Consider the following 25,037-nt stretch of genomic DNA (forward strand, 5'->3'; position numbering starts at 1 on the left):
GGTCAATCAACTTCGGAGTTTCAATGGCACAACCCAGACTGAAAATGCGCCTCGGCGACCTGCTGGTTCAGGAGCAGATCATCTCGGATGATCAGTTGCAGCTCGCCCTGCAGCAGCAGCGTCAGACCGGCCGCAAGCTGGGCACCACCCTGATCGATCTTGGCTTCATCAGCGAGGTGCAGTTGCTGCAGTTTCTCGCCCGCCAGCTGGATGTGCCCTTCTTCGATCTCAACAACCTCACCATAGACGCGGCGGCGGTGGCCCTGCTGCCCGAGGTACAGGCTCGCCGCTATCGGGCGCTGGCGGTCAACCTCAGGGATGACAGGGTGACGGTGGCCATGTCGGATCCGGCGGATCTGAGCGCCATGGATGCCATCGCCGCCCTGCTCAGCCCCCGCGAGATGGTGCTGGCGGTGGCGCGGGAAGGTCAGCTGCTGGAGTATTTCGACCGCCTCTATCGCCGTACCCGCGAGATCGAGAGTTTCGCCGAGCAGTTGCAGGAGGAGTACCAGGACACCGGCTTCGAGCTGGGGGCCAGCAACCTGGGGGCGGCAGATGAGGGGGAGGCGACGGTAGCCAAGCTGCTGCGTTCCCTGTTTGAGGACGCGGTGCAGGTGGGGGCATCGGATATCCATATCGAGCCGGACGAGAAGGTGCTGCGCATCCGCCAGCGGATCGACGGCATCCTCCACGAGAACATCCTTAACGAGGTGCGCATCGCCCAGGCGCTGGTGCTGCGCCTCAAGCTGGTGGCGGGGCTCGACATCTCCGAGAAGCGGCTGCCCCAGGATGGCCGCTTCAACATGAAGGTTCGCGGGCGTGACGTGGACGTGCGGATTTCCACCATGCCGGTGCAATACGGCGAGTCGGTGGTGATGCGTCTGCTGGATCAATCCTCCGGCATCCTGTCGCTGACCGAGACCGGCATGCCGCCGGAGATCCTGACCCGCTTTCGCCGCCAGCTCAAACGTCCCCATGGCATGATCCTGGTGACGGGCCCGACCGGGAGCGGCAAGACCACCACCCTCTACGGCGCCCTCTCCGAACTCAATCAGGCGAGCCAGAAGATCATCACGGTGGAAGACCCGGTGGAGTATCGCCTGCCGAGGATCAGTCAGGTGCAGGTCAATCCCAAGATAGGGCTCACCTTCTCCCATGTGTTGCGCTCCACCCTGCGTCAGGATCCGGACATCCTGCTGGTGGGGGAGATGCGGGACAACGAGACGGTGGAGATAGGTCTGCGCGGCGCCATCACGGGTCACCTGGTGCTGACCACGTTGCACACCAACGATGCGGTTACCAGTGCCTTGCGCCTCATCGACATGGGGGCTCCCGGCTATCTGGTTGCGAGCGCGCTGCGGGCCGTGGTGGCCCAGCGCCTGGTGCGGCGGGTGTGCGAACACTGCGTCGAGGAGAAGGCGCCGGACGAGGGGCAGGCCACCTGGCTTACCGTGCTCTCCGGCGAAGCGCCCGGCCAGCACCGCTATCACAAGGGGCGTGGCTGCCAGAGCTGCAACTTCACCGGCTATTCCGGCCGGATTGGGGTCTACGAGCTGCTGGAGCTGGATCAGCCCATGATGGATGCCCTGCGCCGCAACGATGCGGAAGGATTCGCCAAAGCTGCCCGCGAACACGAACACTATCGGCCGCTGGCGCTGACCGCGCTCGATTATGCCCGCAAGGGAATCACCTCGGTAGATGAGGTGTTGAGGCTGGCCGAGGATCTGGGGTAAGCGATGGCCAACTTTGCCTACAAGGGACGCGACAGCCAGGGCAATGCCACCAGCGGCGTGGTGGAGGCCGCCAACGAGATGGCGGCAGCCGAGCAGCTGATGCGCCGTGGAGTGATGCCCACCGAGCTGAAAGCCAGCAAGGCCAAATCGGCGTCCATCGACTGGTCACTGTTGTTGGAGGGGGGCGTGCGGCTTGAGGAGCTGGTGATCTTCAGCCGCCAGATGTATGCCCTGACCCGGGCGGGGATCCCGATCCTGCGCGCCATCGCCGGGCTGGAGGAGAGCACCCACAGCAAGCCCCTCAAGCGGGCGCTGCACGCGCTGGGGGAGGATCTGGGCAACGGCCGGCCGCTGTCGAGCTCGATGCAGGCCCATCCCAAGGTATTCAGCAGCCTGTTCGTCGCCATCATCCATGTGGGGGAGAACACGGGTCAGCTGGAAGAGGCCTTCCTGCAGCTCGCCACCTATTTCGAGCTGGAGCTGGAGACCCGCAAGCGGATCAAGACCGCCATGCGCTACCCCAGCTTCGTGCTGATCGCCATCGGTATTGCCATGGTGATCCTCAATGTCATGGTGATCCCGGTGTTTGCCGGCATGTTCGCCAAGTTCGGGGTGGAGCTGCCTCTGGCGACCCGGATCCTGCTCGCCACCTCTCACTTCTTCGTTCACTACTGGTGGCTGCTGCTCGCCATCCTCGGTGCCATGGTATTCGGCTGGCGACGCTGGACCGCCAGTGAGCAGGGCAAGCTGACCTGGCACAGATGGCAGCTGAAACTGCCCATCGTCGGCACCATCATAGAGCGCTCCCTGCTGGCCCGTTTCGCCCGCAGCTTTTCCATGATGCTCAAGGCCGGGGTGCCGCTGAACACGGCGCTGACCCTGGTGGCCGACGCGGTGGACAACGCTTACATGGCGGGCCGGATCCGTGATATGCGGGCCGGCATTGAGCGGGGCGAAAGCCTGCTGCGCACCGCCGGTGGCAGCGGCCTGTTCACCCCGCTGGTGATGCAGATGATCGCCGTGGGGGAGGAGACAGGTCAGGTGGACGATCTGCTGCACGAGGCAGCCGAGTATTACGAGCGGGAGGTGGATTACGACCTCAAGAGCCTCACCGCCCGCATCGAGCCCATCCTGATCGGGATAGTGGCGGTCATGGTACTGATCCTGGCGCTCGGTATCTTTACGCCCATGTGGGACATGATGCGGGCCGTTCGAGGTCAATAGGCCGCATCTTTACGGTCATATGGTGGGACATGATGGGCGCCGTTCGCGGTAAATAGACGCATCTTCACAGCCATAGGATGGGATATGTATTGCAAGTGGTGATGGAGTCGTCGCGGCAATGGATGGCCGGGGAGTACGGGACAAGATGAGCAGGCAGTCACAACAGGATGAACGCTGGTTGAGCGGCTATCGGCTGGGGATCACCCTGATCCTGCTGATGATCATCGTCGCTACCCTGGTGCAGAGCTATCAGGGCAACCGGGAGGAGGCGCAGCGAGTCACCCTCACCCTGCTCGGGGAGCAGTTTGCCGAGCGGGTACAGCGCTTGCACGGTCTCTGGCTCGACACGCGGCGACCGTCACTGCTCCATGCCGGTGATCTCGCGTGGCAGTTCGATGAGCGGGGCTGGCCGCTTGCGGTGATGCCGCCGCAATCTCCCTCCGGCAACTGCCGTCAGCTTTGGTTGACACTGGTCGGGGAGGCGGAGAGCGGCATGCCGCCTCTGCAGTTTCTGGCCCGTCCGGATGGCAGCGGATGCGAAATTGGTTGGGACGGTTATTGGCTGATGTATCAATTTTCTGACGGGCGTGTGACGAAGCGCTCTGAATGAGGCCTGATAAATGGGTCAACTACATGATTTTTTTGAACTCACATGAAATAATAACGCCCATTTCGGAGGGAGTATGGCAATGAAATCAAGGGCATCAACAATCCCGAACAGAGGGATAGTGAAGCTGGCTGCCGGCTTCTCCCTGATCGAACTGGTGATCGTCATCGTGATCCTGGGGATCCTGGCGGTGACGGCGTTGCCACGCTTTCTCGACGTGACCGACGAGGCCAAGAAGGCGAGCGTGGAAGGGGTTTCTGGCGGCTTTGCCACCGGCGTGTCGCTGGTGCGGGCCCAGTGGGAGGCCGAGGGGCGTGCCAAGCAGGACGGGCTCAATACCGTGCTCTATGACGGTTCCCGCTTCTACCTGACCACGCCGACCGAGACCCAGATCAGCAATGGCGAGCTCTCGCCAGGCTATCCCATGGATACGTCCGCCGAGGGTGGCATAGATGTGGATCCGGCCAACCTGAGCGCCCAGCGCTGCCTCAAAATTTGGGAGGGGTTGTTGCAAAACCCGCCCAAGGCGACGGCAAGTTTCAGTGAAGTGCGCAGTAGTGGCAATGACCTGAAATATTATGTCAGCGTGACCAATAACGGTCTGGATTCGGTCTGCCGTTACTATCTGGTCAACAGCCTGAGCAAGGGCAGCGATGGCAAGTATCAGGATCCGCAGGGCAGCACGGATGCCTTTATGAGTTTCAGTTACCGTCCGGCCTCCGGCCAGGTGACCACCAACATCAATTAACAGAGGAAAATGAAATGAAAAAACAGGCGGGTTTTACCCTGATCGAGCTGGTCATCGTGATCATCATTCTGGGCATTCTGGCGGTGACTGCTGCACCCAAGTTCCTGAATCTGCAGGATGATGCCAAAACGGCCGCAGCCAGTGGCGTACTGGCTGCCGTGCAGAGCTCTTCCCAACTGGTATACAGCAAATCCGCTCTGGAAGGCATTGAGGCTGCTGCCACTGGTTCCGTGTCCAGCGCTGATGGTACCGCGATCGCCGTGGTCTATGGCTATCCCAAAGCCTCTGACGATGGCATTGCCAAAGCAGTGACCATCGACAGCTCCTGGAAAGCTGTCTCCAGTGCAGCCAATACTTTCAGCTTTGCGCCAGCCGATGCTAAGGAGAAGGCTGATTGCGTGCTCTATACACAAGCGGCTTCCAATGCTCCGGCGACATCGGCACTTGGTAAAATCAATGCCAGCAGCCAATGTGCTGCGGTACAGTGATGTGACAAGGCGAGGCTTCGGCCTCGCTTTCTCTTTTACCTGATGAGAAGACCCATGGCTGCAACCAAGGGCTTTACCCTGATTGAACTGGTCGTGGTGATCCTGCTGCTCGGGATTCTGGCCGCCTTTGCCGTGCCCAAATGGCTGGGCAAAGGCGGCGTTGAAACCCAAAGCCTGCGCGATGAACTGCTGACCCGGCTGCGGCTGGTACAGACAGTCAATATGCATGAACCCGCCAACCGTTGTACCCAGCTGGTGGTCGACGCTTCCCGATTCGCCCATATCACCCAGTCCATGGCCGGCACTACTTGCCCTGCGCCCGGCTCCATTGCTGGCTGGAGCGACAATTTGCGTACGCGAGGCCGCCCTGTCATCCCCTCAGCCGGCATGACGATCTCCTTGAATAACAACAGCAGTTTTGTGTTGCGCTTCGATCGGATGGGGCGCCCGCTGGGGGTTTGCAGCAATGGGTGCATAGTGCAGGTCAGTGATGGGCGGGAAGCCGGTCGTATCCAGATTGAATCCGAGGGGTATATCCATGAGATCCCCTGAGCGCGGCTTTACCCTGATTGAGCTGATCGTCGGCATAGTGCTGCTGGCGGTGGCGCTGACCGGCATACTCGGGTTGCTTATCAACCAGGCCCCCAGGGCGGTGGATCCGGTGCAGCAGGTGCGCGCCGCCCAACTGGCCCAGCGCCTTGCCGGCGAGATCCTGCAAAAGTCCTTCGATGAGCAGTCGGATCACAACGGTGGCCGCTACCGCTGTGGCGAGACGGTCACCGGTGTCACCATCCCGGCCTGCTCGACCAGCTATGGCCCGGACGGTGAGCCGGCGCCCTACGCCTACAACGATGTGGATGACTTCGATACGGCAGGCAACTGGGTCGATGCCAATCGCTTCACCCAGACCTCGGCGGGCGTCAGTGGCGACGAGTACCCCAACTATCAGGTAAAGATCGCGGTGAGCGGCGTCGATTTCAGCGATGGCAGCTTTAAAAGCTGTAGCGAACCCTGCTCGGTGGGCAAGCGTATCGAGCTGCAAGTACGGCTGCCCGATCGCAGCGTACTCGACTTCTCCCTCTATCGGGGGAACTACTGATGGGCAACCCGATATTCACGAGACACTCCGCAACCGGGTCGTGCAGACTTGGCGCCCCCCGGCAGTCCGTGCGCGGGTTTACCCTGGTTGAGCTGGTGATGGTGATCCTGCTGCTTGGCATCATGGCGACCTTCAGCAGCCAGTTTATCGGTATCGGCAGCCAGATCTACGGCGATGCCAGCAGTCGCGAGCAGCTGATGAGCGATGCCCGCTTTGCCATGGAACGACTCAATCGCGAGGTGCGCGATGCCGTGCCCGGCTCGGTGCGCATTGAAACGGCGACAGGCGACTGGGTGGATAGCGGCTCCTGCCTGCGTTTTTGGCCCATCAGTGCCACCAGTCGTTATCTCACCTTGAACCGTGCCGTCTCCGGCAGTGCCGGTACCCTGGAACTCTTGATGCAGACCCCGGCCTCGGCGGCCAATCCGTTGCAGGATGATGGCGGTGCCGTGGCGGCAAACCGTGATCTGCTGGTCGTGTTTCCCATCCCCCGCGGCGATGTCGACTCCCTAAAACAGGGTTGCATCTATGGCAACTGCGTGGCCGAGGTGAGAGACGTGCTAGCGCCAGTGACCGGCGTACAAGCGGTTCATTATGTCGCTTCCGAGCTGCTGGATGGCCTCTCCCCTGCCAACCGGGTCTACTTCGCGCGCCAGCAGGTGCGTTATTGCGTGGAAGGGGGGCGGTTGCTTCGCAGCAGCGGGCCGATTGACGAGGCGCTCTCTTCACCGAGTCTGATGGCGGAGTGGATCCGTAGCGGTACTTTCTATCGGGAGCCTGCCGCCTTCAATGCTTCGGGGGAGGTTGGTATCCGGTTCGTATTCGAGCGCAAGGGGGAGTCGGTTACCTTCAACCACAAGATAGGGGTGAGCAATGTGCCCTGACGTGAGAAGGCCGACCCGCGCAAGGGGCAGCGCCCTGATGATCGCCCTGTTCGTCATCGTGGTGATGGCCCTGCTGGCGGCGGCGCTCGGTCGCATGCTGACGGACAGCAGCGAGAAAAATACCGTGGAGGTGCGCAGCGTGCGTGCCTTGCTGGCGGCCCAGAGCGGGCTGGAGATGGCCTTGTCTCAACTGTTCCCCAAGCTCCCAGCCGCCCCGGCCAACCTCTGCGATCTGGTCAATGTGCCCCCGACCTTTGGCAGTGATCAGGGCCTGGCCAGCTGTCAGGTTCGAGTCGAGTGTGTGCAACTACCCATCACCTATCAGGGAGAGACAGTAAACGGCTACCGTCTGCTCAGCACGGGGACCTGCGGCCAGGATGATCTGGCCAGTGCCAACCCGGATTTTGCCGTCAGTCGCACCTTGGTTATCGAAGTTTTTGATGGAGTATCCCCATGACAATAAAAGGGATGGCGCTGGCCTGCCTGGCGATGTTGGCCTCAGGGGGGGCGGTCGCTTTCGATGCGGTGGATATCGGCACCTATTTTCCCGATGTGGTTCAGGGGCATCATGGTGACAACAGCAACCTCTGCCATCAGATCAACTCTCCCCAGTTCAAGCAATACAACAGCAGCCGGATCAATGGCACCCTGGGTAGGGATCTGAAATTTTGCGGCATCAACTCCACTTATGAGCGCCCCGCCACCGGCTGTGATACGGCCTTGGGGGGAAACCGCTATTGCTCCGATACCAACTACGATATTCGTGGCTTGAAAGTCGATGGTTACAACTATTTTCTGGGGAGCAGTGGTGCTGCCGGCAGCGTCTGGAGTTGCAGCAATGGTGACACGCTATCGCTGGGCAGCAACGGCAATCAGTATGGTACCGTGCAGCTCTATGCTCGCTGCACGGCCTCGGTCAGCGCCCGCTACTCGGAGTATCGCTTCAACACTCTGGAGCTTGGTAACGGTGCCCGCTTGGTCCTGACTCAGGGGGATTACTGGGTTGATCGGCTCTCCATCACTGACGGGGGAGAACTCATCCTGCAGGGGGATGCGCGGCTCTTTATCAACAAGAATGCCGTCATCAGCAGTGGCTTGATGAATATGGATGGCAAACGCAGCCTGCTGTTGGTTGCTTATGGCGATCTGACCATGACAGGCAACAGCCAGATCAACGGCTATGTCTACTCCGACAACAAGCTTGCCATGAACAACAATTCCTTGATCAACGGTCGTGTGACCAGCCGCTACCTGTTTATGGAAGGGCAATCGCAGATCAACAAGAAGGACTATGTTGGCGACAGCCTGGATCATTACGAGCTTTACTACCCTTCGCAGTCATTGACCTGCGAAGGGGCATCAATCCAGCTGTTGGCCTGCCAGAACAATAATTGCAGCCAGCGTTACGTCAACGGAGCCCAGGTGACCCTGTCTCCAGCCAGTGGCTGGAGCAGTAATCCGGTGACTATTGGAGCGTCTGGCCTGGCGGCGCTGACTCTCTCCCGCCTGACCAGCGGGAATGTCACCCTAGGACTGACGAGCAGCGCCCCGAGCGCACCATTGCGCTGCTATCGGGACGGAGTGCTTGATAACAGTTGTTCCATGAGTTTTACCGATGCGGCCCTGCGCTTTGATTTTTCTACCTTTTATGCCGGTGACACGGCCAGCACGACGATCCGGGCTATCCGTTCCAACGATGCCGGAGCAACCCGGGTCTGCGTCCCCCTGCTGACGGGTAACCAGACCCTTCAGTTTGGCCACGCCAAGCTGGTGTCCGAGCCGACCAGCAGTTCAGTCCCGTCGATCAATGACAGTGCGTTGACGCCAACTGGCAGCGTAAGCGTGCTGTTCGATGGCAACGGGGTGGGCCAGCTGGCGCTGAAGTATCCGGATGCCGGCGTGTTGCGGCTGGATGCCACTTTTCAGAAGAGCGATACCACCGGTACCCTGACCCTGACCGGCAGCGATACGGTGGCCGTGTTGCCAAGTGCCATTCTCTTGCGCGGTCAGGATCAACCGGCCTGTAGTGGTTCGGATGATGCCAGCTATATGGGGAATTGTGGCGTATATCGCAAGGCGGGGGAAACCTACACACTACTGGCTCAGGCGATCAATCGACAGGGCGTGACCACGGCCGGCTTCGGGGCGACAAACTTGCCTTTGCAGTGGGCGACCTTGGCTCCGAGCTCAGGGGGCAGTGGCACACCGTCACCGACATCTCTATCTGTCGCTAACGGTATGAGTCTTACCGCTGCGCAATGGGATGAGGTGGGGGTGCTCAAAGCGGGGGTCAGCAATTTTATCCCCTATCCCGGTTATCAGACCGAGTCACCACAACTGGAGGTGCCTTTGCGCTGGAGCAGTCCCATTGGGCGCTTTGTGCCCTGGGATTTTAATCTGGTTCGCGGGGATATCATCCCGGCCTGTGGCCAGTTCAGCTATATGGGTCAGCCTTTTGGTGTCCAGCTGGAGATCATGGCGCGCAATCGGGCCGGGGGGCAGACTCAAAACTACAAGGATGCCTTTGCCAAGGGCAGTGCTTATCTGACCACGGCCAATGACAGGGATGGTCACTCCCTTTCAACCCGGCTGCGCAGCTTGCCATCCCTTTCCTGGGAAAACGGGTTGGCCCGGCTGGATGATGTGAGCGAGTTTGTGCGCCTCTCCGATACCCAGCCGGATGGGCCCTACCGCTCCTTGTTATTCGGCCTCTATATGCACGATCACGATGGTGACCATACCCTGATTGCCGATCCTGATTTCAACGAGGCGGTGCAGGGCGCGTGCAGCAGCGGCCAGTGCAATGCCAGGTTGATCGATACTGCCGCCATGACCGCCTATTTTGGTCGCGTGAGTGCGGGTTCGGAGGCGGGGCTTGCCTCGGCGCCGCTCGCCATTGTCCAGCAACTGCAATATTACGAATTCGGTAACTGGCAGTTGAACACGCAGGATCAATGTACCGTGCTCTCGCTGGCCAATGGGGGATTCAGCTTCTCTGGCGCGGGCCAGAGCTTTGATGAAGCCAGTCGGGATCTCGATCTGGGGGATAACCGCAAGATCAGGTTGGGGCTGGGGCGCTCGGCCCCCGGTGGCGTGTCTGCCATCGCCAACGATGGCGAGCTCCTGTTCCACTTCGCCTCACCCGGGATAGCGGTGCGCATTCCCTACCGGATCGAGCTGGACAAACAGCCTTCGGCACCTCTGTGGCTGAAGGATCCCGATTCCCTGCAGGGGGAGGGCATTTTTGGCTCGGCGCGGGGCAATGACCGGATTATTTATCGACGCGAAGTTTTGAACTGACAGAATCCGACAGGGGAACAGGTGAGTACCTTTCCCCTGATTTTCGGTTTATGAGCGTTTATAAGCCCGGGACAGTGAGTGACGACTCGCATTTTTGTCGTGCGTGATTGATTGGCGACAGTTTGAGCGCTTGCCCATTGGGGTGGGCATTGGTAAAGTTAGCCGATTTTCTGCACCTCCCAATTCTTAGGATTTCCCGTAGCCATGTTCAAAAAGCTCAGAGGCGTTTTTTCCAACGATCTGTCGATCGACCTGGGAACTGCCAACACCCTGATCTATGTAAAAGATCAAGGGATCGTCCTTAACGAACCCTCAGTTGTCGCCATTCGCCAAGAGCGCGGGAACGCCAAATCGGTCGCTGCCGTTGGCCATGCCGCCAAGCAGATGCTGGGCCGTACCCCGGGCAATATTTCCGCGATTCGCCCGATGAAAGACGGTGTGATCGCCGATTTCTACGTGACCGAGAAGATGTTGCAACACTTCATCAAGCAGGTTCACGACAACAACTATTTCCGCCCCAGCCCGCGCGTGCTGGTGTGTGTACCGTGCGGCTCCACCCAGGTGGAACGTCGCGCCATCAAGGAATCCGCACTGGGCGCCGGCGCCCGTGAGGTTTACCTGATCGACGAACCCATGGCTGCCGCCATCGGTGCCGGCCTGCCGGTCTCCGAAGCGACCGGTTCCATGGTGGTGGATATCGGTGGTGGTACCACCGAAGTGGCCATCATCTCCCTGAACGGTGTGGTCTACTCCCAGTCCGTGCGCATCGGTGGCGACAAGTTCGACGAAGCCATCATCAGCTATGTCCGTCGCAACTACGGCAGCCTGATCGGTGAAGCCACCGCCGAGCGTATCAAGCACGAGATCGGCTCCGCCTATCCGGGTGAAGAGGTGCGCGAGATCGAAGTCCGTGGCCGCAACCTGGCCGAAGGGGTACCGCGCAGCTTCACCCTGAACTCCAACGAGATCCTGGAAGCGCTGCAAGAGCCGCTCTCCGGCATCGTCGCGGCCGTCATGGTGGCGCTGGAGCAGTCTCCGCCCGAGCTGGCCTCCGACATCTCCGAGCGCGGCATGGTGCTGACCGGTGGTGGTGCCCTGCTTAAAGACATCGACCGTCTGCTGATGGAAGAGACCGGCATCCCAGTGGTCGTCGCCGAAGATCCCCTCACCTGTGTGGCCCGTGGTGGCGGCAAGGCGCTGGAGCTGATCGATATGCACGGTGGCGATCTGTTCCACTACGAATAAGACCCAAAGCCGGCCAGCGTGCCGGCTCTTTTTTGACGACCCATGAAACCCATTTTTGGTAGAGGCCCTTCGCTTCAGTTACGGTTGTTTCTCGCCGTCATCATCTCCATCGCAGCCATCGTCGCGGACTCCCGCTTCGGTGTGTTTACCCATGTCCGCGTCTACCTGAGTTCACTCGTCAGTCCGTTGCAATACATGGCCAATGCCCCCGGTACCCTGCTCGACACCATGTCGACCCAGGTGCAGACCCGGGCCGATCTCATCGAGCAGACCAAGCAACAGGAGCAGCAGCTGTTCACCCTGCGCTCGCGCCTGCTGAAGATGGATCATCTGGAACATGAGAACCAGCGCCTGCGCGAGCTGCTCGGTTCCCCGGTGCACAAGGATTCCCGCAAGATGGTGGCCGAGCTGCTGTCGGTGGATTCCGATCCCTTCAGCCACCAGGTGCTGATCAACAAGGGGGCGCTGGATGGCGTCTACAACGGCCAGGCGGTGATCAACGATCAGGGGGTCATCGGCCAGGTGCTGCACGTGGGCTCCACAACCAGCCGGGTGCTGCTCATCACCGACTCCAGCCACGGCATTCCGGTGCGGGTGCTGCGCAACGATCTGCGCGCCATCGCCTCCGGCAGTGGTGAGCTGGACAAGCTGGAGCTGCGCAACCTGCCGCGCAATACCGACGTGCAGGTCGGCGATCTGCTGGTCACCTCCGGCCTTGGCGGACGCTTCCCGGAAGGCTACCCGGTGGCCACAGTAACCCGCTCCGACTATGTGGAGGGCAAGCCCTTCGCCCAGGTCGAGGCCAAGCCGCTGGTGGAGCTGGATCGCCTGCGCTACCTGCTGTTGCTGTGGACTGACAAGAAACCTGACGTACGAGATGATGAGGAAGGCGAACGGGCCGCACCGGCAGCGTCCGCCGCAGGAGCCACCCGCTGATGTTACAACCCGCCAGCGGCAGGGTCTGGATCTGGATTTCCATCCTGCTGGCCTTGAGCCTGTCGATCCTGCCGCTTCCTTTCGAATTTGATCCTTTCCGCCCCGACTGGTTAGCCATGGTGCTGATCTACTGGGCGCTGGCGCTGCCGCACCGAACCAACGTCGGCACCGCCTGGGTGGCCGGCCTGCTGCTGGACGTGCTGCTGGGCAGCACGCTCGGGGTGCGGGCCATGGCGATGGCCATCACCACCTATCTGGCGGCCTTCCAGTTCCAGAAGATCCGTAACTTCTCTCTGTGGCAACAGGCGCTGATCATCGGCGGCCTGTCACTGGTGGGCAAGGTGACGGTATTCTGGGCAGAACACCTGTTCAGCCGGGCCAGCCTCAACTTCGCCTATTTTTGGTCGACGTTGACGACGATGCTAATATGGCCCTGGGTGTTTCTGGTGCTGCGCAAGGTGCGGCGCCGCTTCAATATCAGGTAAATATGAACAAGAACAACGAACCGCAACTCTATCTCGCCTCGGGCTCGCCCCGCCGTCATGAACTGCTGACCCAGCTGGGCTACCGCTTTGAGGTACTCAGGCTGGACGTGCCGGAACAGCGTGAGGAGGGGGAAAAGGCGCAGGATTACGTCTGCCGCCTCGCCCGTGACAAGGCGATGGCCGGGCTGGCGTGTGCGCCGACGGCGTTGCCGGTGCTGGGGGCCGACACCATAGTGGTGCTGGGCGACCGAGTGCTGGAGAAACCGTCCGATCTGCTGGATGCCAAAGACATGCTGGAGGCGCTCTCCGGCAAGGTGCATCAGGTGATGACAGCGGTGGCGCTGGCCACTCCGGAGCGCTGCGACGTGCGACTGGTCACCACCAACGTGGCCTTCCGCAAGCTGGATGAGGCCGAGATCGAGGCCTATTGGCAAACCGGCGAGCCCTGTGACAAGGCCGGGGCTTACGGCATTCAGGGTATTGCGGGCAAGTTCGTCAGCCGCATGGAGGGGAGCTACAGCGCCGTGGTCGGTCTGCCCCTACTGGAGACGGATCTGCTGATCAAACATCATCTGGAACAGCTCAAATAATTTCCCGTCAGCTGGGCTCTGCTGCGTCTTCCTTGCGCGAGTTGTGCCGGATTGGCTTCATAGAATTCAAAACTGGAACAGGCAAGGTTACTTATGTCGGTAGAACTACTGGTTAACGTTACCCCCTCCGAAACCCGGGTCGCCCTGGTCGAAAACGGCCAGCTGCAGGAAGTGCACGTCGAGCGTCAGGCCAAGCGCGGCATCGTCGGCAATATCTATAAAGGCAAGATCAGCCGGGTGCTGCCCGGCATGCAGGCGGCCTTCGTCGATATCGGCATGGACAAGGCGGCCTTCCTGCACGCCTCTGATATAGTCCCGCACACCGAGTGCGTGGCGGTGAAGGAGAAGGAGCAGTTTCAGGTCGGCAACATCGCCGAACTGGTGCGCCAGGGGCAGGACATCATGGTGCAGGTGGTCAAAGACCCGCTGGGCACCAAGGGGGCGCGTCTCACCACCGATATCACATTGCCTTCCCGCTACCTGGTGTTCATGCCGGGCAGCGCTCACGTGGGGGTTTCCCAGCGCATCGAGTCCGAAGCGGAACGGGAGCGCCTCAAGCGCACCGTGGCTGGCTATGTGGACGAGCTGGGTGGTTACATCATCCGTACCGCCGCCGAAGGGGTGGGGGAGCAGGAGCTGGAGCAGGATGCCGCCTTCCTGAAACGCCTGTGGCGCAAGATCCTCGAGCGCAAGCAGAAGTATCCCCCCTGCAAGATCCTCTATGAGGATCCCAGCCTCGCCTTTCGGGTGGTGCGCGACTTCGTCGGCACCGAGCTCGACAAGATCCGGGTCGATTCGCGCCAGAGCTTCGAGCAGCTCAAGCGTTTCACCGAGGAGTATGTGCCGGAGCTGGCCGGCAAGCTGGAATACTACCCCGGCGAGTCTCCCATCTTCGATCTCTACGACGTGGAGAACGAGATCCAGCGCGCTCTGGAGCGCAAGGTGGAGCTCAAATCCGGCGGCTATCTCATCATCGACCAGACCGAGGCGATGACCACGGTGGACATCAACACCGGTGCCTTCGTCGGCCATCGCAACTTGGAAGAGACCATCTTCAACACCAACGTCGAGGCGACGGCGGCCATCGCCCGTCACCTGCGGCTGCGCAATCTCGGCGGCATCATCATCATCGACTTCATCGACATGCAGTCGGAAGATCACCGTCGCCGGGTGCTGCACAGCCTGGAGCAGGCGCTGGCCAAGGACAGAGCCAAGACCAACGTCAATGGCTTCTCCCAGCTCGGCCTGGTGGAGATGACCCGCAAACGTACCCGCGAGAGCTTGGAGCACGTACTCTGCTCCGAGTGCCCAGAGTGCAAGGGGCGCGGTCGGGTCAAGACGGTGGAGTCGGTCTGTTTCGAGATCCTGCGGGAGATCATCCGGGTCAACCGCGCCTACGATGCGGATCAGTTCACCGTCTATGCTGCCCCGGCGGTAGCCGACTATCTTCACGGCGAAGAGTCCCACAGCCTGGCGGAGCTGGAAGTCTTCATCGGCAAGCAGGTTCGGGTGGTGAGCGAACCTCTCTGTGGTCAGGAGCAGTTTGACGTGGTGATGATGTAATTGGTCTATCGCTGGCTGAGTCGGGGCTGGCTGGCCCTGGGGATCCTGTTCGTACTGCTGGCCATGATGGTCACGCTGGTACGGGTTGGGGGTCCTTTGCTCAATCAGCACCGTCAGGCACTGCTCGATACCCTGCTGGCCGACAGCCAGCTGAAGGTAAGTGTGGGAGAGGTAGGGCTGGATTGGACCCGTGCCGGCCCTGCCCTCGAACTGCAGCAACTCTCCATCGCCCCGGACTCGGGGCGTTTTGCCGTCAAACTGGGCAAGGTCTGGGCCCATCTCGACTTCTGGCGCTCCCTCAACGAACTCAAGCCGGTCTTTGGCGAGTTGATTCTGGGGGATGGGGAGATCACCCTCGATTTCAGCCAGCCGGCCGATAAGACCCCATCCAGCCACGATCCCCAGCAGCGGGCGCTGTTGCGCTTCCTGCTGACCCAGCTCTCCACCTTCGATGTGCTCAATACCCGCCTCAACGTCACCACCGCTCTCGGCGAGCTGCGTGCGCTGGATATCGCCCAGCTGCGCTGGCAGAACCGGGGCAAGCGTCATCAGGGGGTCGGCAAGGCCTATCTCATCAACGGGGTAGGCGAGAGCACCCTCGATCTTATCCTGGATGTGGATGCGTCGAGTACCCGGCTCGATACCCTCAAGGGGCGGCTCTATCTGGGGGCCAGCCAGCTCGACATCACCCCCCTGCTGGCGCGGATCCATGCCGGTGAGCCCAAGATTGCGGGCCAGCTCGACTTCCAGCTCTGGAGCGAGTTTGCCGATGGTCAGCTGGGGGATAGCCTGCTGGCCTTTGGCAACAACTACCTGATCTGGAAAGATCCCAAGAAGCGCAAACTGCATCGCCTCGCCCTCGACGGCGGCAAGATCCAGCTGCGCCGGGATGGCGAGGATTGGCAACTGGCCAGCCACAACGTGACCTTCAAGCTCGATGACAAGCCCTGGCTGCGCAGCCGGTTGCAGCTCGAGCGGGTCAGTTCGCGGATCCGCGGCTATGTGCCGCAGATCGATCTCGATCAGGTTACCAACCTGAGCCAGCTGGTCTCAGGCCTCTATCCCGAGCTGGCCGAGACCCTCAAGCGCACCAGCCCGAGCGGCAAGATCCAGGATCTCGTTCTGCAGGCAAAGGCCGACTGGCAGGGGCTGTCGCTGAGCGGAAACTTCTCGCACATCAAGGTCAATGCCTGGCAGGATGTGCCCGGGGTGCAGGACCTCAACGGCGAATTCTGGCTCACCCCGAGCGGCGGCAGCGCCAGGCTGGCGCTGGGCAAGGACAAGCTGGATCCGGCCCGTCACTTCAAGGAAGTGATCCCCATCGACAGCTTCTCGGCCCGCCTCGACTGGTGGCGCGAATCGCAGGGCTGGGTGCTCTATGGCCAGGACATAGCACTGGACAACCCGGATCTGCGCCTCGCCAGCCGTTTTCGGCTCGATCTGTTCGAACACCCCTTCCTCGCCCTGACCGGTCGCATCGACGTCAAGAATGCGGGCAACGCCGATCGCTACTTCCCGCTGCAGGCGATGGACAAGGAGCTGGTGGACTACCTGAGCGGTGCCATCAAGGGGGGCAAGGCGAAGGGGGCTGACCTGCTCTGGTACGGCGAGTTCCGGGATTTCCCCTACAGCAAGGGCGAGGGGATCTTCCAGGTGGCGGTGCCGCTGGAGAAGGCCACCTACGAGTTCTTTCCCGGTTGGCAACCGCTCACCGACCTGCAGATAGATCTCCTGTTCCAGAACGCCAGCCTGGACATGCGCAGCCGTTCCACCCGCCTCGGCAAGGCCAGCTCCGACTCGGTCCATGCCTGGATCCCGGATCTCTATCCGGGGGCCCATCTCTATGTGGATGCCAGGGTGGCGGGCGAGGGCAAGGCCATCAGCGACTACCTGCAGGACTCCCCGCTGGGGGGGACCGTGGGGCAGGCGCTGCGGGAGGTCGAGGTGCGCGGCCCCTTGAAGGGGACAGTCAAGCTGGATATCCCCCTCGATGGCGAGAGCGAGGTGAAGGCGAGCGGCGATGCCACCTTCAACAACAACAAGGTACGGGTTGCCAGCCTGGATCTGCCGCTGGAGCAGGTGCAGGGCAAGCTTGAGTATGACAACGAACAGACCCGTTTCAGCAATCTCAAGGCGACCCTGTGGAACCAGCCGCTGACCCTCAACTATCAGGGCCGTCAGCACCCGGATCGCTATCAGGTCGACCTCGGCTTCAAGGGGGAGTGGGACAGCCGTCGCCAACCCACGGCCATCGCCTCGTACGGCATCCTCGCCGGCCGCAGCAACTGGAGCGGCAAGCTCGATCTGGCCCTGCCCGATGACAAGCCATTCAGCTTCCATCTGGCGCTCGACTCCAACCTGCAGGGGATGGGGCTGGAGCTGCCCAAACCGCTGACCAAGGCAGCTCCGGAGCGGTTGCCGCTCAAGGTGACCGCGCGGGGCCGCGACGGCAGTGCCGACATTCGCGCCGTGCTGGGAGCCGATGTGGATATGCAGACCCGGCTGGTGTACGGCGAGGGGGAACCTCATCTCAGCCGGGTGCGGGTCGATGTGGGGCAGCCCGGTGCCAGGATATTGCGGGATGTGCCCATGTTGCTGGCCATCAACCAGCAGGAGGCCGATGTGGGAGGCTGGCTGGCCCGCCTCAAGCAGTGGCTGCCGGCCCAGGGCAAGGGCGGTAACGCCGTGGTCGGTCCCTCCTTCTTGCCGCAGGATTGGTGGGTGGATGGCCAGCTGGCCCGCGCCAATATCGGCAGCGCCACTCTCAAGGCGACTCGTTTCACTGTGGGGCCGGTCAAGCAGGCCACCGAGGTGATGATCGACAGCCCCGACGTGATGGGGGTGATCCGCCTGCCGGTTGTCCCCAATCAGCCGGTCGATGCCAAGTTTGCCCGCATCTATTGGTCAGGCAAGAGTTCGGATCTGCGCCCCGAGCCCGATGCGAAGCAGGACAAGGCCATCATGGACTCCATCCCCTGGCTCACCTTCAGCTGCGTGGATTGCCGTTTCGGCGAGTTGCCGCTGGGCGAGGTCAAGGGGGAGCTGATCCCGGGGGCCAACAAGTTGAGCCTCAAGGGACTGGAGATGCGACTGGCGGGCAGCCAGCTGACCGGCAGCGTCGACTGGCGCAACGATGGCGGGCGGATGCAGACCCGGGCCCATGGCAAGCTGACCAGCAACAACAGCGAGCTGCTGGTCAAGCGCCTTGGCTATACCTCCCCCATCAGCGACGCGCCGGGCTCACTATCGTTCGATGTGAACTGGCAGGATGCTCCCTATCGTCTGAGCCTGCCCACCCTGGCGGGCAGCGCCAACTACCAGCTGGAGGGGGGCACACTGCGGGAGGTCAGCGACAAGGGAGCACGGCTGCTCTCATTGCTGAGCCTGGACTCCCTGATCCGCAAGCTGCGCCTCGATTTTCGCGATGTGTTCGACAAGGGCTTCTACTTCGAATCCATGTCTGCCTCGGTCAACATCAAGCAGGGGCAGGTGAGCAACGACGATTTCTACATGAAGGGCGCCGCAGGCAACCTGCGCGGGGAAGGGGTGGCCGATCTGGTGCGCTGGCGGCTCGACTACGAGCTGAGCTTCTCCCCCAATCTGGGAGGAACCCTGCCGGTGGTGGCGGCTTTCTCCCTCACCCCGGTGACTGGCCTCTATGTGCTGGCTCTCTCCAAATTGCTGGAGCCCGTGGTGGATGTGGTGACCCGCATCGATTTCTGGATCTCCGGTCCACTCGATGCTCCCAAACTGGTCGAGGCGGGGCGTGACAGGGCCAGGATCAAGCTCAACCAGCAGCAGAAAGAGGCGGTGGAAGAGGTCGTGCCCACCCTGCCTGCCAACGAGGTCAGCCCCTTCCTGCTGACCCCCAAACACAGCGGGCCGGACCAGCGTTGATGGTGCCCCCAATCTCAAGGAGTGAGTCATGTGGTTAGCCGCAATACAGCTGGTGTCTGGCCGTCACTGGCAGGATAACCGGGCGCAGATTGCCGCCGAGCTGGCGGCATTGCCGGCCGAACGGCCGCTGCTGGTGCTGTTGCCTGAGAATTTTGCCCTGTTTGGCGAGCGCCAGGGCTATCTGGACGGGGCTGAGACGATCGGCTCCGATCTGAGCGGAGCAGCGCCGATCCAGCAACAGCTTGCCGCGTGGGCCCGCGAACACGGCATCTGGCTGGTAGCCGGGGCCATGCCGACCAGGATCCCGGGATCGGATCACATCCACACCAGCTCGCTGGTGTTTGATCCGGCTGGCGTGCTCAAGGGGCATTACCACAAGATCCACCTGTTCGACGTGGATGTGGCCGACAATCAGGGGCGTTATCGGGAGTCGGAGACGTTCAGCCCGGGGGATGCTGCCGTTACGGTGGACTCCCCCTTTGGTCCCCTCGGCCTCTCCATCTGTTATGATTTGCGCTTTCCCGAGCTCTATCGCCAGCTGGCCCGTGCCGGTGCCCGGGTGCTGCTGGTGCCCGCTGCCTTCACCGCGGTGACCGGTGAGGCGCACTGGGAGCCGCTGCTGCGGGCTCGTGCCATCGAAAACCAGTGTTATGTGGTGGCCGCCAACCAGGGGGGCACCCATGAGACGGGACGCCAGACCTGGGGTCACAGCATGGTGATCGACCCCTGGGGTCGGGTGCTGGCCTGCCAGAGCGCGGGGCGCGCCACCGTGCTGGCGCAGATGGATGGCGGGCTTGTCGATGAATTGAAACGCACCATGCCCGTAATGGAGCACGCCCGTTTGCTCTGATGCTGTGGTAAAGAACTGAAACGCAGCGGTTTGCCGGTGCTGTAACACGCCCGTTTGCTCTGATGGTGTGGTGAAGAACTGAAACGCAGCCGTTTGCCAGTGCTGTAACACGCCCGTTTGCTCTGATGGTGTGGTGAAGAATTGAAACGCAGCCGTTTGTCGGTGCTGCAACACGCCTGGTGGCTGTGAACATGCGCAGGTTCGATCCGCCCTGTGGCGGGGGGAGCGGACGCTCGCGAACCCCATGGTGTCTTTGGCGTCCGATTACGCTTCGCCAATCGACCCTCTGGTCGATTCGCACGAATTAACTGTTACGACATCTCGCATCGAGAGTGGAGAGAAAGATTTGAGTCTATTGAGCCAGGTTAGTGCCTCCCTGTTGGCCCCGAACGATCTCGACGAAGGACGCCTGCAACAGCTGCTCGGCAGCCTGATGAGCCATCAGGTAGAGTTCGGCGACCTCTATTTCCAGCGCAGCTGGCATGAGTCCTGGATGCTGGAAGATGGCATCGTAAAAGATGGCAGCTACAACATCGATCAGGGGGTCGGGGTGCGCGCCGTCTGCGGCGAGAAGACCGGCTTCGCCTACTCCGACGAGCTGAGCCTGCTGGCGCTGCAGCAGTCGGTGACCGCTGCTCGTGGCATCGCGGCTGCCGGTGCGCAGGGCAAGGTGAAGGCGTGGGCCAGAACCTCGGCAAACCTGCTCTACCCGGCGCTGGATCCGCTGCAGACCCTCGACAAGCAGCAGAAGATCGCCCTGCTGGAGCAGATGGACAAGTTCGCCAGAAGCCTGGATCCCGCCATCAATCAGGTGATGGCCTCTATCAGTGGCGTCTATGAAGAGGTGCTGGTGGCCGCCACCGACGGCACCCTGGCCGCCGACGTGCGCCCGCTGGTGCGCCTCTCGGTGACCGTCATCGCCGAAAAGGGCGAGCGTCGCGAACGCGGCAGTGCCGGTGGCGGTGGCCGCTTCGGCTACGACTATTTCCTCGAACTGGACGGGCTGGAGAGCCGGGCTTTTGGCTATGTGCGTGAAGCGGTGCGCCAGGCGTTGGTGAATCTGGAGGCCATCGATGCGCCGGCCGGCACCATGCCGGTGGTGCTCGGTGCAGGCTGGCCCGGCGTGCTGCTGCACGAGGCGGTGGGCCACGGTCTGGAGGGGGACTTCAACCGCAAGGGCTCGTCCGCCTTCGCCGGGCGCATCGGCGAGCAGGTGGCCTCCAAACACTGCACCATAGTCGATGATGGCACCCTGCCGGGTCGGCGCGGCTCCGTCTCCATCGACGACGAGGGGACGCCGGGCGGTTACAACGTGCTGATTGAAAACGGCATTCTCAAGGGCTATCTGCAGGACAAGCAGAATGCCCGCCTGATGGGGGTGCCGCTCACCGGCAACGGCCGCCGCGAATCCTACGCAGCCCTGCCGATGCCGCGCATGACCAACACCTACATGCTGGCGGGTCAGTACGATCCGGCGGAGATCATCGCCTCGGTGAAGAAGGGGATCTATGCCCCCAACTTCGGCGGCGGTCAGGTGGACATCACTTCCGGCAAGTTCGTCTTCTCCGCCTCCGAGGCCTACCTCATCGAGGACGGCAAGATCACTTCCCCCATCAAGGGGGCGACCCTGATCGGCAATGGCCCCGAGGCCATGAGCCAGGTCTCCATGGTGGGCAGCGATCTGGCGATCGATCGCGGGGTGGGTGTCTGTGGCAAGGAGGGGCAGAGCGTGCCGGTCGGAGTGGGTCAGCCAACCCTCAAGCTGGATCAGCTCACCGTGGGCGGCACGTCGTAAGTCGGCTTGGCCTGCTCACAGCGTCAATCGATGCGGTGAGCGCAAACTCAAACCCCCGGCCTTGTGCCGGGGTTTTTGCTGGCGGGTTGGCGGCGGGCAAACAAAAAGCCCCGGTCAGCTGGCCGGGGCGGATCCAATCATTGGTATCAATTGACCGAGATGGCGCGGGCGTCGATGAAGTAGCGGGCATTGCCCTGCTTGTCGATCTGGATCTTGGCGACCAGGTGCTCCTGATCCTTGTACTCCCAGCGCTGCTCGATCTTGGCAAGGGAAGGGCTAGTGATCCCAACCACATTCAGGTACTCGTGAAACAGGCTATGGCTCCCTATTTCGGTCAGCATCTTGTCCATCAGCATACTCTCCTGAAATTGAATGGGTATTCACCAACAAACCTACCAGCGTCCTTCTGAATAGAGTCTGTATGAAAAACAGACTAACTCATTTGTGTGTCAATAACATGATCAGGGACAAGATCAATGCAGATCGTCAGCCTGTTTTGATAACGCTTTCACTCAGTGCTGGCGGGCACCCGGCAGTTGCTCGAGATTGACGGGAGCAGGTGCGGGAGCCGTGATCGCCTGGGTAGTCGGCGCTTCATGGAATACCGGATCTTGTGCTACCTCCTTGATTCCATTGATACAAAATTGCATACCCATGCACACCAGCAGAAAACCCATGATCCGGGTCATGGCGTCGATGCCGGTGGCGCCCAGGATCTTGCAGACCGGATCCGCCAGCTTCAGCACGCCCCAGCTGAGCAGGCTCATCAGGGCGAAGGCGGTGACCATGGCGGCATAGATGGTCATGCGGTTGTAGTCATCGGGCAGTTCCGCGATCTGGGCGGCGCCGCTGATCACCAGCGCCATGGTTCCCGGCCCGCACATGCTGGGCATGGTGAGCGGCACGAAGGCGATGCTCTGGTTGATATCCACCCCGTCGGCCTGGCTCGGTGCCGGGAACAGCATACGAAAACCGATGAAACCGATGATGAGACCTCCCGCCAGCCGCAGACCCGGGATGGAGATCCCGAACAGATCCAGGATGGAAGAGCCGATGAAGAAGGTGATGCAGAGGGTGCAGAACAGGTAGATGGCGGCCAGATTGATCTGGCGGCGGACATGTTCTCGCGACATTCCCTTGCTCAGCCCCAGCAACAGGGTGGCCGTGGTGGGTGGATTGACCATGGGCAGCAACGCCAGCAAGGCGAGCAGAACGACCTGAAAGTACATGTATTGCCTCGGATGAACAGGGGTAGATGGATGAAGCCGGCACCAGGCCGATTTCGAAAGGATGGTTATATTATGCCCTGCAAACTGAACCCAGGCCGTATAAAAAGCCCCGACCTGGGTCGGGGCTGAACTGAGAGTGGTATCAGGCCGCCTGGGGCAGCGTCTGGCGCTGGTTGCGCTGCTGGACCCAGAGCCAGAGGCCGATGACAAAGCCGAGGGCCGACAGGCTCATCACATAGTGGGAGGGGGCCAGCACGTCGCTCTTCATCCACAGGGTGACCAGCATGGGGGTCAGGCCGCCGAAGATGGCGTAGGCCACGTTGTAGGAGAAGGAGAGGCCGGAGAAGCGCACCACAGCCGGGAAGGCGTTGACCATTACATAGGGGACGGCGCCGACGATCCCGACTGCAAATCCCGCCAGCATGTAGAGGGGCACCAGCTGGGCCATGCCCGCCAACAGACCGTGGTAGAAGGCATAAGTGGAACCCGCCAGCAGCAGGGAGCCCAGCATGAAGGTCAGACCGCTGCCGAGGCTGTCGATGAGGCGACCATAGGCGATGCAGCCCAGGGTGAGCGCGACAATAGCCAGGGAGTTGGCGGTCAGCGCCTCGGCGGGGGTGATGCCATACACCTTCTGCAGGTAGGTGGGGGTCATCAGGATCACCACCACGATCCCGGCGGAGAGCAGCCAGGTCAGCAGCATGGAGACGACGACGCTGCCCTTGTGCTCGCGCAGCACCGTCTTGAGCGGCAGCTCCTCGGCCAGGGACTTGTTGGCCTGCATCTCGGCAAAGACCGGGGTCTCGTGCAGCCAGCGGCGCAGGTACATGGCGACGATGCCGAATACCCCGCCGAGGACGAAGGCCAGGCGCCAGCCCCACTCGCTCACATCGCTCGGGCTCATGCTGCGGTTGATGGCGGTGGCGACCAGGGAGCCGAGCAGAATGCCGACTGTCAGCCCGGCGGTCAGGGTGCCACAGGCTAGGCCAATTCTGCGGGCGGGCACGTGTTCAGCCACGAATACCCAGGCCCCTGGCACTTCACCACCGATGGCGGCCCCTTGCAGGATCCGCAACAGCAGCAGCAGCAGCGGGGCGGCGATGCCGAGGGCGGCATAGGTGGGCAGCAGGCCGATCAACAGGGTCGGCAGCGCCATCATGATGATGCTCAGGGTGAACATGCGCTTGCGGCCGATGAGATCGCCGAAGTGGGCCATGACGATGCCCCCCAGCGGGCGGGCCAGATAGCCGGCGGCGAAGATGCCGAAGGTCTGGAACTGGCGCAACCATTCGGGGATATCGGCCGGGAAGAAGAGCTCGCCGATGACCACGGCGAAGAAGACGAAGATGATGAAGTCGTAAAATTCCAGCGCGCCGCCCAGCGCCGCCAGGCTCAGGGTCTTGTAATCCTGTCGGTTGAGGGGGCGACTGTGATCGTAGTGTTGTGTGGCTGTCGTCATATCCTTATGTTTCCCATCGCTTTTTTTAGTTATTGTTCCCCATCCTTGCCGGGGACACGCTCCTCTTCGAGGGTATGCTTTTGCATCCCGGTATGTAAATCGCGCAATTCGCAACACTGTCTTGCATCTTTTTGGGGCATATTGACGCCCGTCAGGGGGAAGAATCATGGAAAAGAAACGGGTATTGCTCTCCTGGAGCAGCGGCAAGGATTGCGCCTTGGCGCTGCATCGCCTGCGCCAGGATCCGGCCATCGAGGTGGTGGGGCTGTTCACCACCCTCAATCAGGCCTTTGAGCGGGTGGCGATGCACGGTGTGCGCAAGCAACTGCTGTTGCAGCAGGCCGAGTGCGTGGGGCTGCCCATCATCTGCATCGATCTGCCCTGGCCCTGCAGCAACGAGGATTATGCCCGCATCATGGAAGGCTTCATCGCCGATGTGCTGGCGCAGGGGATCCGTCACATGGCGTTTGGCGATCTCTTCCTCGAGGATGTGCGGGCCTATCGCGAGCGGCAGCTGGCGGGAACCGGCATAGAGCCGCTGTTTCCGCTGTGGGGCAGCAAGACGCCCGAGCTGGCGCGGGAGATGATGGCGGCAGGCATGAAGGCGAGGATCAGTGCGCTGGATCCGAAGAAGCTGGATGCCGGTCTGGGTGGCCATGATTTCGATCCGGCCCTGCTCGCCGCCTTGCCCGAGGGAGTGGACCCATGCGGCGAAAACGGCGAGTTTCACACCCTGGCCTACGACGGGCCCATGTTCCGGCGCCCGCTGGCAATCCGGGTGGGGGAAACCGTGGAGCGGGACGGTTTCATCTTCACCGACCTGTTGCCAGTCACCGATTGATTGTTGGGCGTCAAACGCTCCCTTTTGTAGGGTAACTCACAGTTTGGACAAGGGGATGGGGGCA

The 25,037-nt window shown here is 61.6% G+C and carries 22 protein-coding genes; 19 read left to right on the forward strand and 3 right to left on the reverse strand.

Translation table 11 applies throughout. The annotated features are described in order from the left end of the window. Nucleotides 1–23: 23 nt before the first annotated feature. From mshE to tldD, 18 genes are all read left to right on the forward strand, one after another. On the forward strand, nucleotides 24–1,733 hold the full coding sequence (gene mshE / locus ACB034_RS17575) for an MSHA fimbrial ATPase MshE (RefSeq protein WP_026455896.1): 1,710 nt from the start codon (nucleotides 24–26) through the stop codon (nucleotides 1,731–1,733). A 3-nt stretch (nucleotides 1,734–1,736) separates the two neighbouring features. Further along, complete coding sequence (locus tag ACB034_RS17580) at nucleotides 1,737–2,957, forward strand: type II secretion system F family protein (protein WP_342013809.1); 1,221 nt, start codon at nucleotides 1,737–1,739, stop codon at nucleotides 2,955–2,957. 145 nt (nucleotides 2,958–3,102) lie between these two features. After that, entirely contained in the window at nucleotides 3,103–3,567 is a 465-nt protein-coding gene (locus ACB034_RS17585) for a hypothetical protein (protein WP_223379762.1), read from the forward strand. 73 nt (nucleotides 3,568–3,640) lie between these two features. Beyond that, the gene (gene mshB, locus ACB034_RS17590) at nucleotides 3,641–4,312 is read left to right on the forward strand and encodes an MSHA fimbrial major subunit MshB (protein WP_225633509.1); all 672 of its coding nucleotides are present in this window, start codon (nucleotides 3,641–3,643) and stop codon (nucleotides 4,310–4,312) included. 14 nt (nucleotides 4,313–4,326) lie between these two features. Continuing rightward, complete coding sequence (locus tag ACB034_RS17595) at nucleotides 4,327–4,800, forward strand: prepilin-type N-terminal cleavage/methylation domain-containing protein (RefSeq protein WP_328706096.1); 474 nt, start codon at nucleotides 4,327–4,329, stop codon at nucleotides 4,798–4,800. A 54-nt stretch (nucleotides 4,801–4,854) separates the two neighbouring features. After that, nucleotides 4,855–5,352 (forward strand): type II secretion system protein, encoded by a 498-nt coding sequence (locus tag ACB034_RS17600; protein ID WP_201942625.1) that lies wholly within the window; start codon nucleotides 4,855–4,857, stop codon nucleotides 5,350–5,352. Next, the gene (locus ACB034_RS17605; RefSeq protein ID WP_201942623.1) at nucleotides 5,339–5,899 is read left to right on the forward strand and encodes a prepilin-type N-terminal cleavage/methylation domain-containing protein; all 561 of its coding nucleotides are present in this window, start codon (nucleotides 5,339–5,341) and stop codon (nucleotides 5,897–5,899) included. The genes ACB034_RS17600 and ACB034_RS17605 overlap by 14 nt, the downstream gene beginning before the upstream one ends. Continuing rightward, nucleotides 5,899–6,783, forward strand: a complete 885-nt coding sequence (locus ACB034_RS17610) for a PilW family protein (RefSeq protein ID WP_371173361.1) — start codon at nucleotides 5,899–5,901, stop codon at nucleotides 6,781–6,783. Before ACB034_RS17605 ends, ACB034_RS17610 begins: the two co-directional genes overlap by 1 nt. Then, nucleotides 6,773–7,240, forward strand: a complete 468-nt coding sequence (locus ACB034_RS17615; protein ID WP_371173362.1) for an MSHA biogenesis protein MshP — start codon at nucleotides 6,773–6,775, stop codon at nucleotides 7,238–7,240. Before ACB034_RS17610 ends, ACB034_RS17615 begins: the two co-directional genes overlap by 11 nt. Continuing rightward, complete coding sequence (locus tag ACB034_RS17620; protein ID WP_371173363.1) at nucleotides 7,237–10,083, forward strand: DUF6701 domain-containing protein; 2,847 nt, start codon at nucleotides 7,237–7,239, stop codon at nucleotides 10,081–10,083. Before ACB034_RS17615 ends, ACB034_RS17620 begins: the two co-directional genes overlap by 4 nt. Nucleotides 10,084–10,287: 204 nt before the next feature. Beyond that, nucleotides 10,288–11,328, forward strand: coding sequence for a rod shape-determining protein (locus tag ACB034_RS17625; RefSeq protein ID WP_005340051.1), 1,041 nt, complete (start codon nucleotides 10,288–10,290; stop codon nucleotides 11,326–11,328). 42 nt (nucleotides 11,329–11,370) lie between these two features. After that, nucleotides 11,371–12,264, forward strand: a complete 894-nt coding sequence (gene mreC, locus ACB034_RS17630; protein ID WP_061476914.1) for a rod shape-determining protein MreC — start codon at nucleotides 11,371–11,373, stop codon at nucleotides 12,262–12,264. Further along, nucleotides 12,264–12,749, forward strand: coding sequence for a rod shape-determining protein MreD (mreD, locus tag ACB034_RS17635; RefSeq protein WP_026458460.1), 486 nt, complete (start codon nucleotides 12,264–12,266; stop codon nucleotides 12,747–12,749). The genes mreC and mreD overlap by 1 nt, the downstream gene beginning before the upstream one ends. 2 nt (nucleotides 12,750–12,751) lie before the next feature. Further along, nucleotides 12,752–13,339 carry a nucleoside triphosphate pyrophosphatase gene (locus tag ACB034_RS17640; RefSeq protein WP_042070296.1) on the forward strand — a complete coding sequence of 196 codons (588 nt, stop codon included), beginning with the start codon at nucleotides 12,752–12,754 and terminating at the stop codon, nucleotides 13,337–13,339. Between the two features lie 93 nt (nucleotides 13,340–13,432). After that, nucleotides 13,433–14,902, forward strand: coding sequence for a ribonuclease G (gene rng / locus ACB034_RS17645; protein WP_042029033.1), 1,470 nt, complete (start codon nucleotides 13,433–13,435; stop codon nucleotides 14,900–14,902). After that, the gene (locus ACB034_RS17650; RefSeq protein WP_371173364.1) at nucleotides 14,903–18,799 is read left to right on the forward strand and encodes a YhdP family protein; all 3,897 of its coding nucleotides are present in this window, start codon (nucleotides 14,903–14,905) and stop codon (nucleotides 18,797–18,799) included. Between the two features lie 28 nt (nucleotides 18,800–18,827). Next, nucleotides 18,828–19,649 (forward strand): carbon-nitrogen hydrolase family protein, encoded by an 822-nt coding sequence (locus ACB034_RS17655; protein WP_201942615.1) that lies wholly within the window; start codon nucleotides 18,828–18,830, stop codon nucleotides 19,647–19,649. Nucleotides 19,650–19,995: 346 nt separating this feature from the next. Continuing rightward, complete coding sequence (gene tldD / locus ACB034_RS17660) at nucleotides 19,996–21,444, forward strand: metalloprotease TldD (RefSeq protein WP_371173365.1); 1,449 nt, start codon at nucleotides 19,996–19,998, stop codon at nucleotides 21,442–21,444. Nucleotides 21,445–21,590: 146 nt separating this feature from the next. Here the strand turns inward: tldD and ACB034_RS17665 are convergent, their stop codons facing one another. From ACB034_RS17665 to ACB034_RS17675, 3 genes are all read right to left on the reverse strand, one after another. Continuing rightward, on the reverse strand, nucleotides 21,591–21,794 hold the full coding sequence (locus ACB034_RS17665) for a hypothetical protein (RefSeq protein WP_026457710.1): 204 nt from the start codon (nucleotides 21,792–21,794) through the stop codon (nucleotides 21,591–21,593). Between the two features lie 162 nt (nucleotides 21,795–21,956). Beyond that, nucleotides 21,957–22,673 carry a MarC family NAAT transporter gene (locus ACB034_RS17670; protein ID WP_201942609.1) on the reverse strand — a complete coding sequence of 239 codons (717 nt, stop codon included), beginning with the start codon at nucleotides 22,671–22,673 and terminating at the stop codon, nucleotides 21,957–21,959. A 142-nt stretch (nucleotides 22,674–22,815) separates the two neighbouring features. Further along, entirely contained in the window at nucleotides 22,816–24,132 is a 1,317-nt protein-coding gene (locus ACB034_RS17675; RefSeq protein WP_371173366.1) for an MFS transporter, read from the reverse strand. 166 nt (nucleotides 24,133–24,298) lie between these two features. On the opposite strand from ACB034_RS17675, the gene ACB034_RS17680 reads away from it, so the two are divergent. Further along, nucleotides 24,299–24,973 carry an adenine nucleotide alpha hydrolase gene (locus ACB034_RS17680; RefSeq protein WP_201942603.1) on the forward strand — a complete coding sequence of 225 codons (675 nt, stop codon included), beginning with the start codon at nucleotides 24,299–24,301 and terminating at the stop codon, nucleotides 24,971–24,973. Nucleotides 24,974–25,037 lie beyond the last annotated feature (64 nt).

The sequence above is a fragment of the Aeromonas sp. S18(2024) genome (genome assembly GCF_041402525.1).
Lineage (GTDB): Bacteria > Pseudomonadota > Gammaproteobacteria > Enterobacterales > Aeromonadaceae > Aeromonas > Aeromonas enteropelogenes.

Coding starts and splice junctions, on each gene's coding strand:
- ACB034_RS17620 (WP_371173363.1), top strand. CDS start 7,237: ATGACAATAAAAGGGATGGCGCTGGCCTGCCTGGCGATGTTGGCCTCA.
- ACB034_RS17625 (WP_005340051.1), top strand. CDS start 10,288: ATGTTCAAAAAGCTCAGAGGCGTTTTTTCCAACGATCTGTCGATCGAC.
- ACB034_RS17665 (WP_026457710.1), bottom strand. CDS start 21,794: ATGGACAAGATGCTGACCGAAATAGGGAGCCATAGCCTGTTTCACGAG.
- ACB034_RS17600 (WP_201942625.1), top strand. CDS start 4,855: ATGGCTGCAACCAAGGGCTTTACCCTGATTGAACTGGTCGTGGTGATC.
- rng (WP_042029033.1), top strand. CDS start 13,433: ATGTCGGTAGAACTACTGGTTAACGTTACCCCCTCCGAAACCCGGGTC.
- ACB034_RS17605 (WP_201942623.1), top strand. CDS start 5,339: ATGAGATCCCCTGAGCGCGGCTTTACCCTGATTGAGCTGATCGTCGGC.
- ACB034_RS17675 (WP_371173366.1), bottom strand. CDS start 24,132: ATGACGACAGCCACACAACACTACGATCACAGTCGCCCCCTCAACCGA.
- ACB034_RS17640 (WP_042070296.1), top strand. CDS start 12,752: ATGAACAAGAACAACGAACCGCAACTCTATCTCGCCTCGGGCTCGCCC.
- ACB034_RS17670 (WP_201942609.1), bottom strand. CDS start 22,673: ATGTACTTTCAGGTCGTTCTGCTCGCCTTGCTGGCGTTGCTGCCCATG.
- ACB034_RS17680 (WP_201942603.1), top strand. CDS start 24,299: ATGGAAAAGAAACGGGTATTGCTCTCCTGGAGCAGCGGCAAGGATTGC.
- ACB034_RS17595 (WP_328706096.1), top strand. CDS start 4,327: ATGAAAAAACAGGCGGGTTTTACCCTGATCGAGCTGGTCATCGTGATC.
- ACB034_RS17585 (WP_223379762.1), top strand. CDS start 3,103: ATGAGCAGGCAGTCACAACAGGATGAACGCTGGTTGAGCGGCTATCGG.
- ACB034_RS17580 (WP_342013809.1), top strand. CDS start 1,737: ATGGCCAACTTTGCCTACAAGGGACGCGACAGCCAGGGCAATGCCACC.
- ACB034_RS17615 (WP_371173362.1), top strand. CDS start 6,773: ATGTGCCCTGACGTGAGAAGGCCGACCCGCGCAAGGGGCAGCGCCCTG.
- mreD (WP_026458460.1), top strand. CDS start 12,264: ATGTTACAACCCGCCAGCGGCAGGGTCTGGATCTGGATTTCCATCCTG.
- mshB (WP_225633509.1), top strand. CDS start 3,641: ATGGCAATGAAATCAAGGGCATCAACAATCCCGAACAGAGGGATAGTG.
- mshE (WP_026455896.1), top strand. CDS start 24: ATGGCACAACCCAGACTGAAAATGCGCCTCGGCGACCTGCTGGTTCAG.
- ACB034_RS17610 (WP_371173361.1), top strand. CDS start 5,899: ATGGGCAACCCGATATTCACGAGACACTCCGCAACCGGGTCGTGCAGA.
- ACB034_RS17655 (WP_201942615.1), top strand. CDS start 18,828: ATGTGGTTAGCCGCAATACAGCTGGTGTCTGGCCGTCACTGGCAGGAT.
- mreC (WP_061476914.1), top strand. CDS start 11,371: ATGAAACCCATTTTTGGTAGAGGCCCTTCGCTTCAGTTACGGTTGTTT.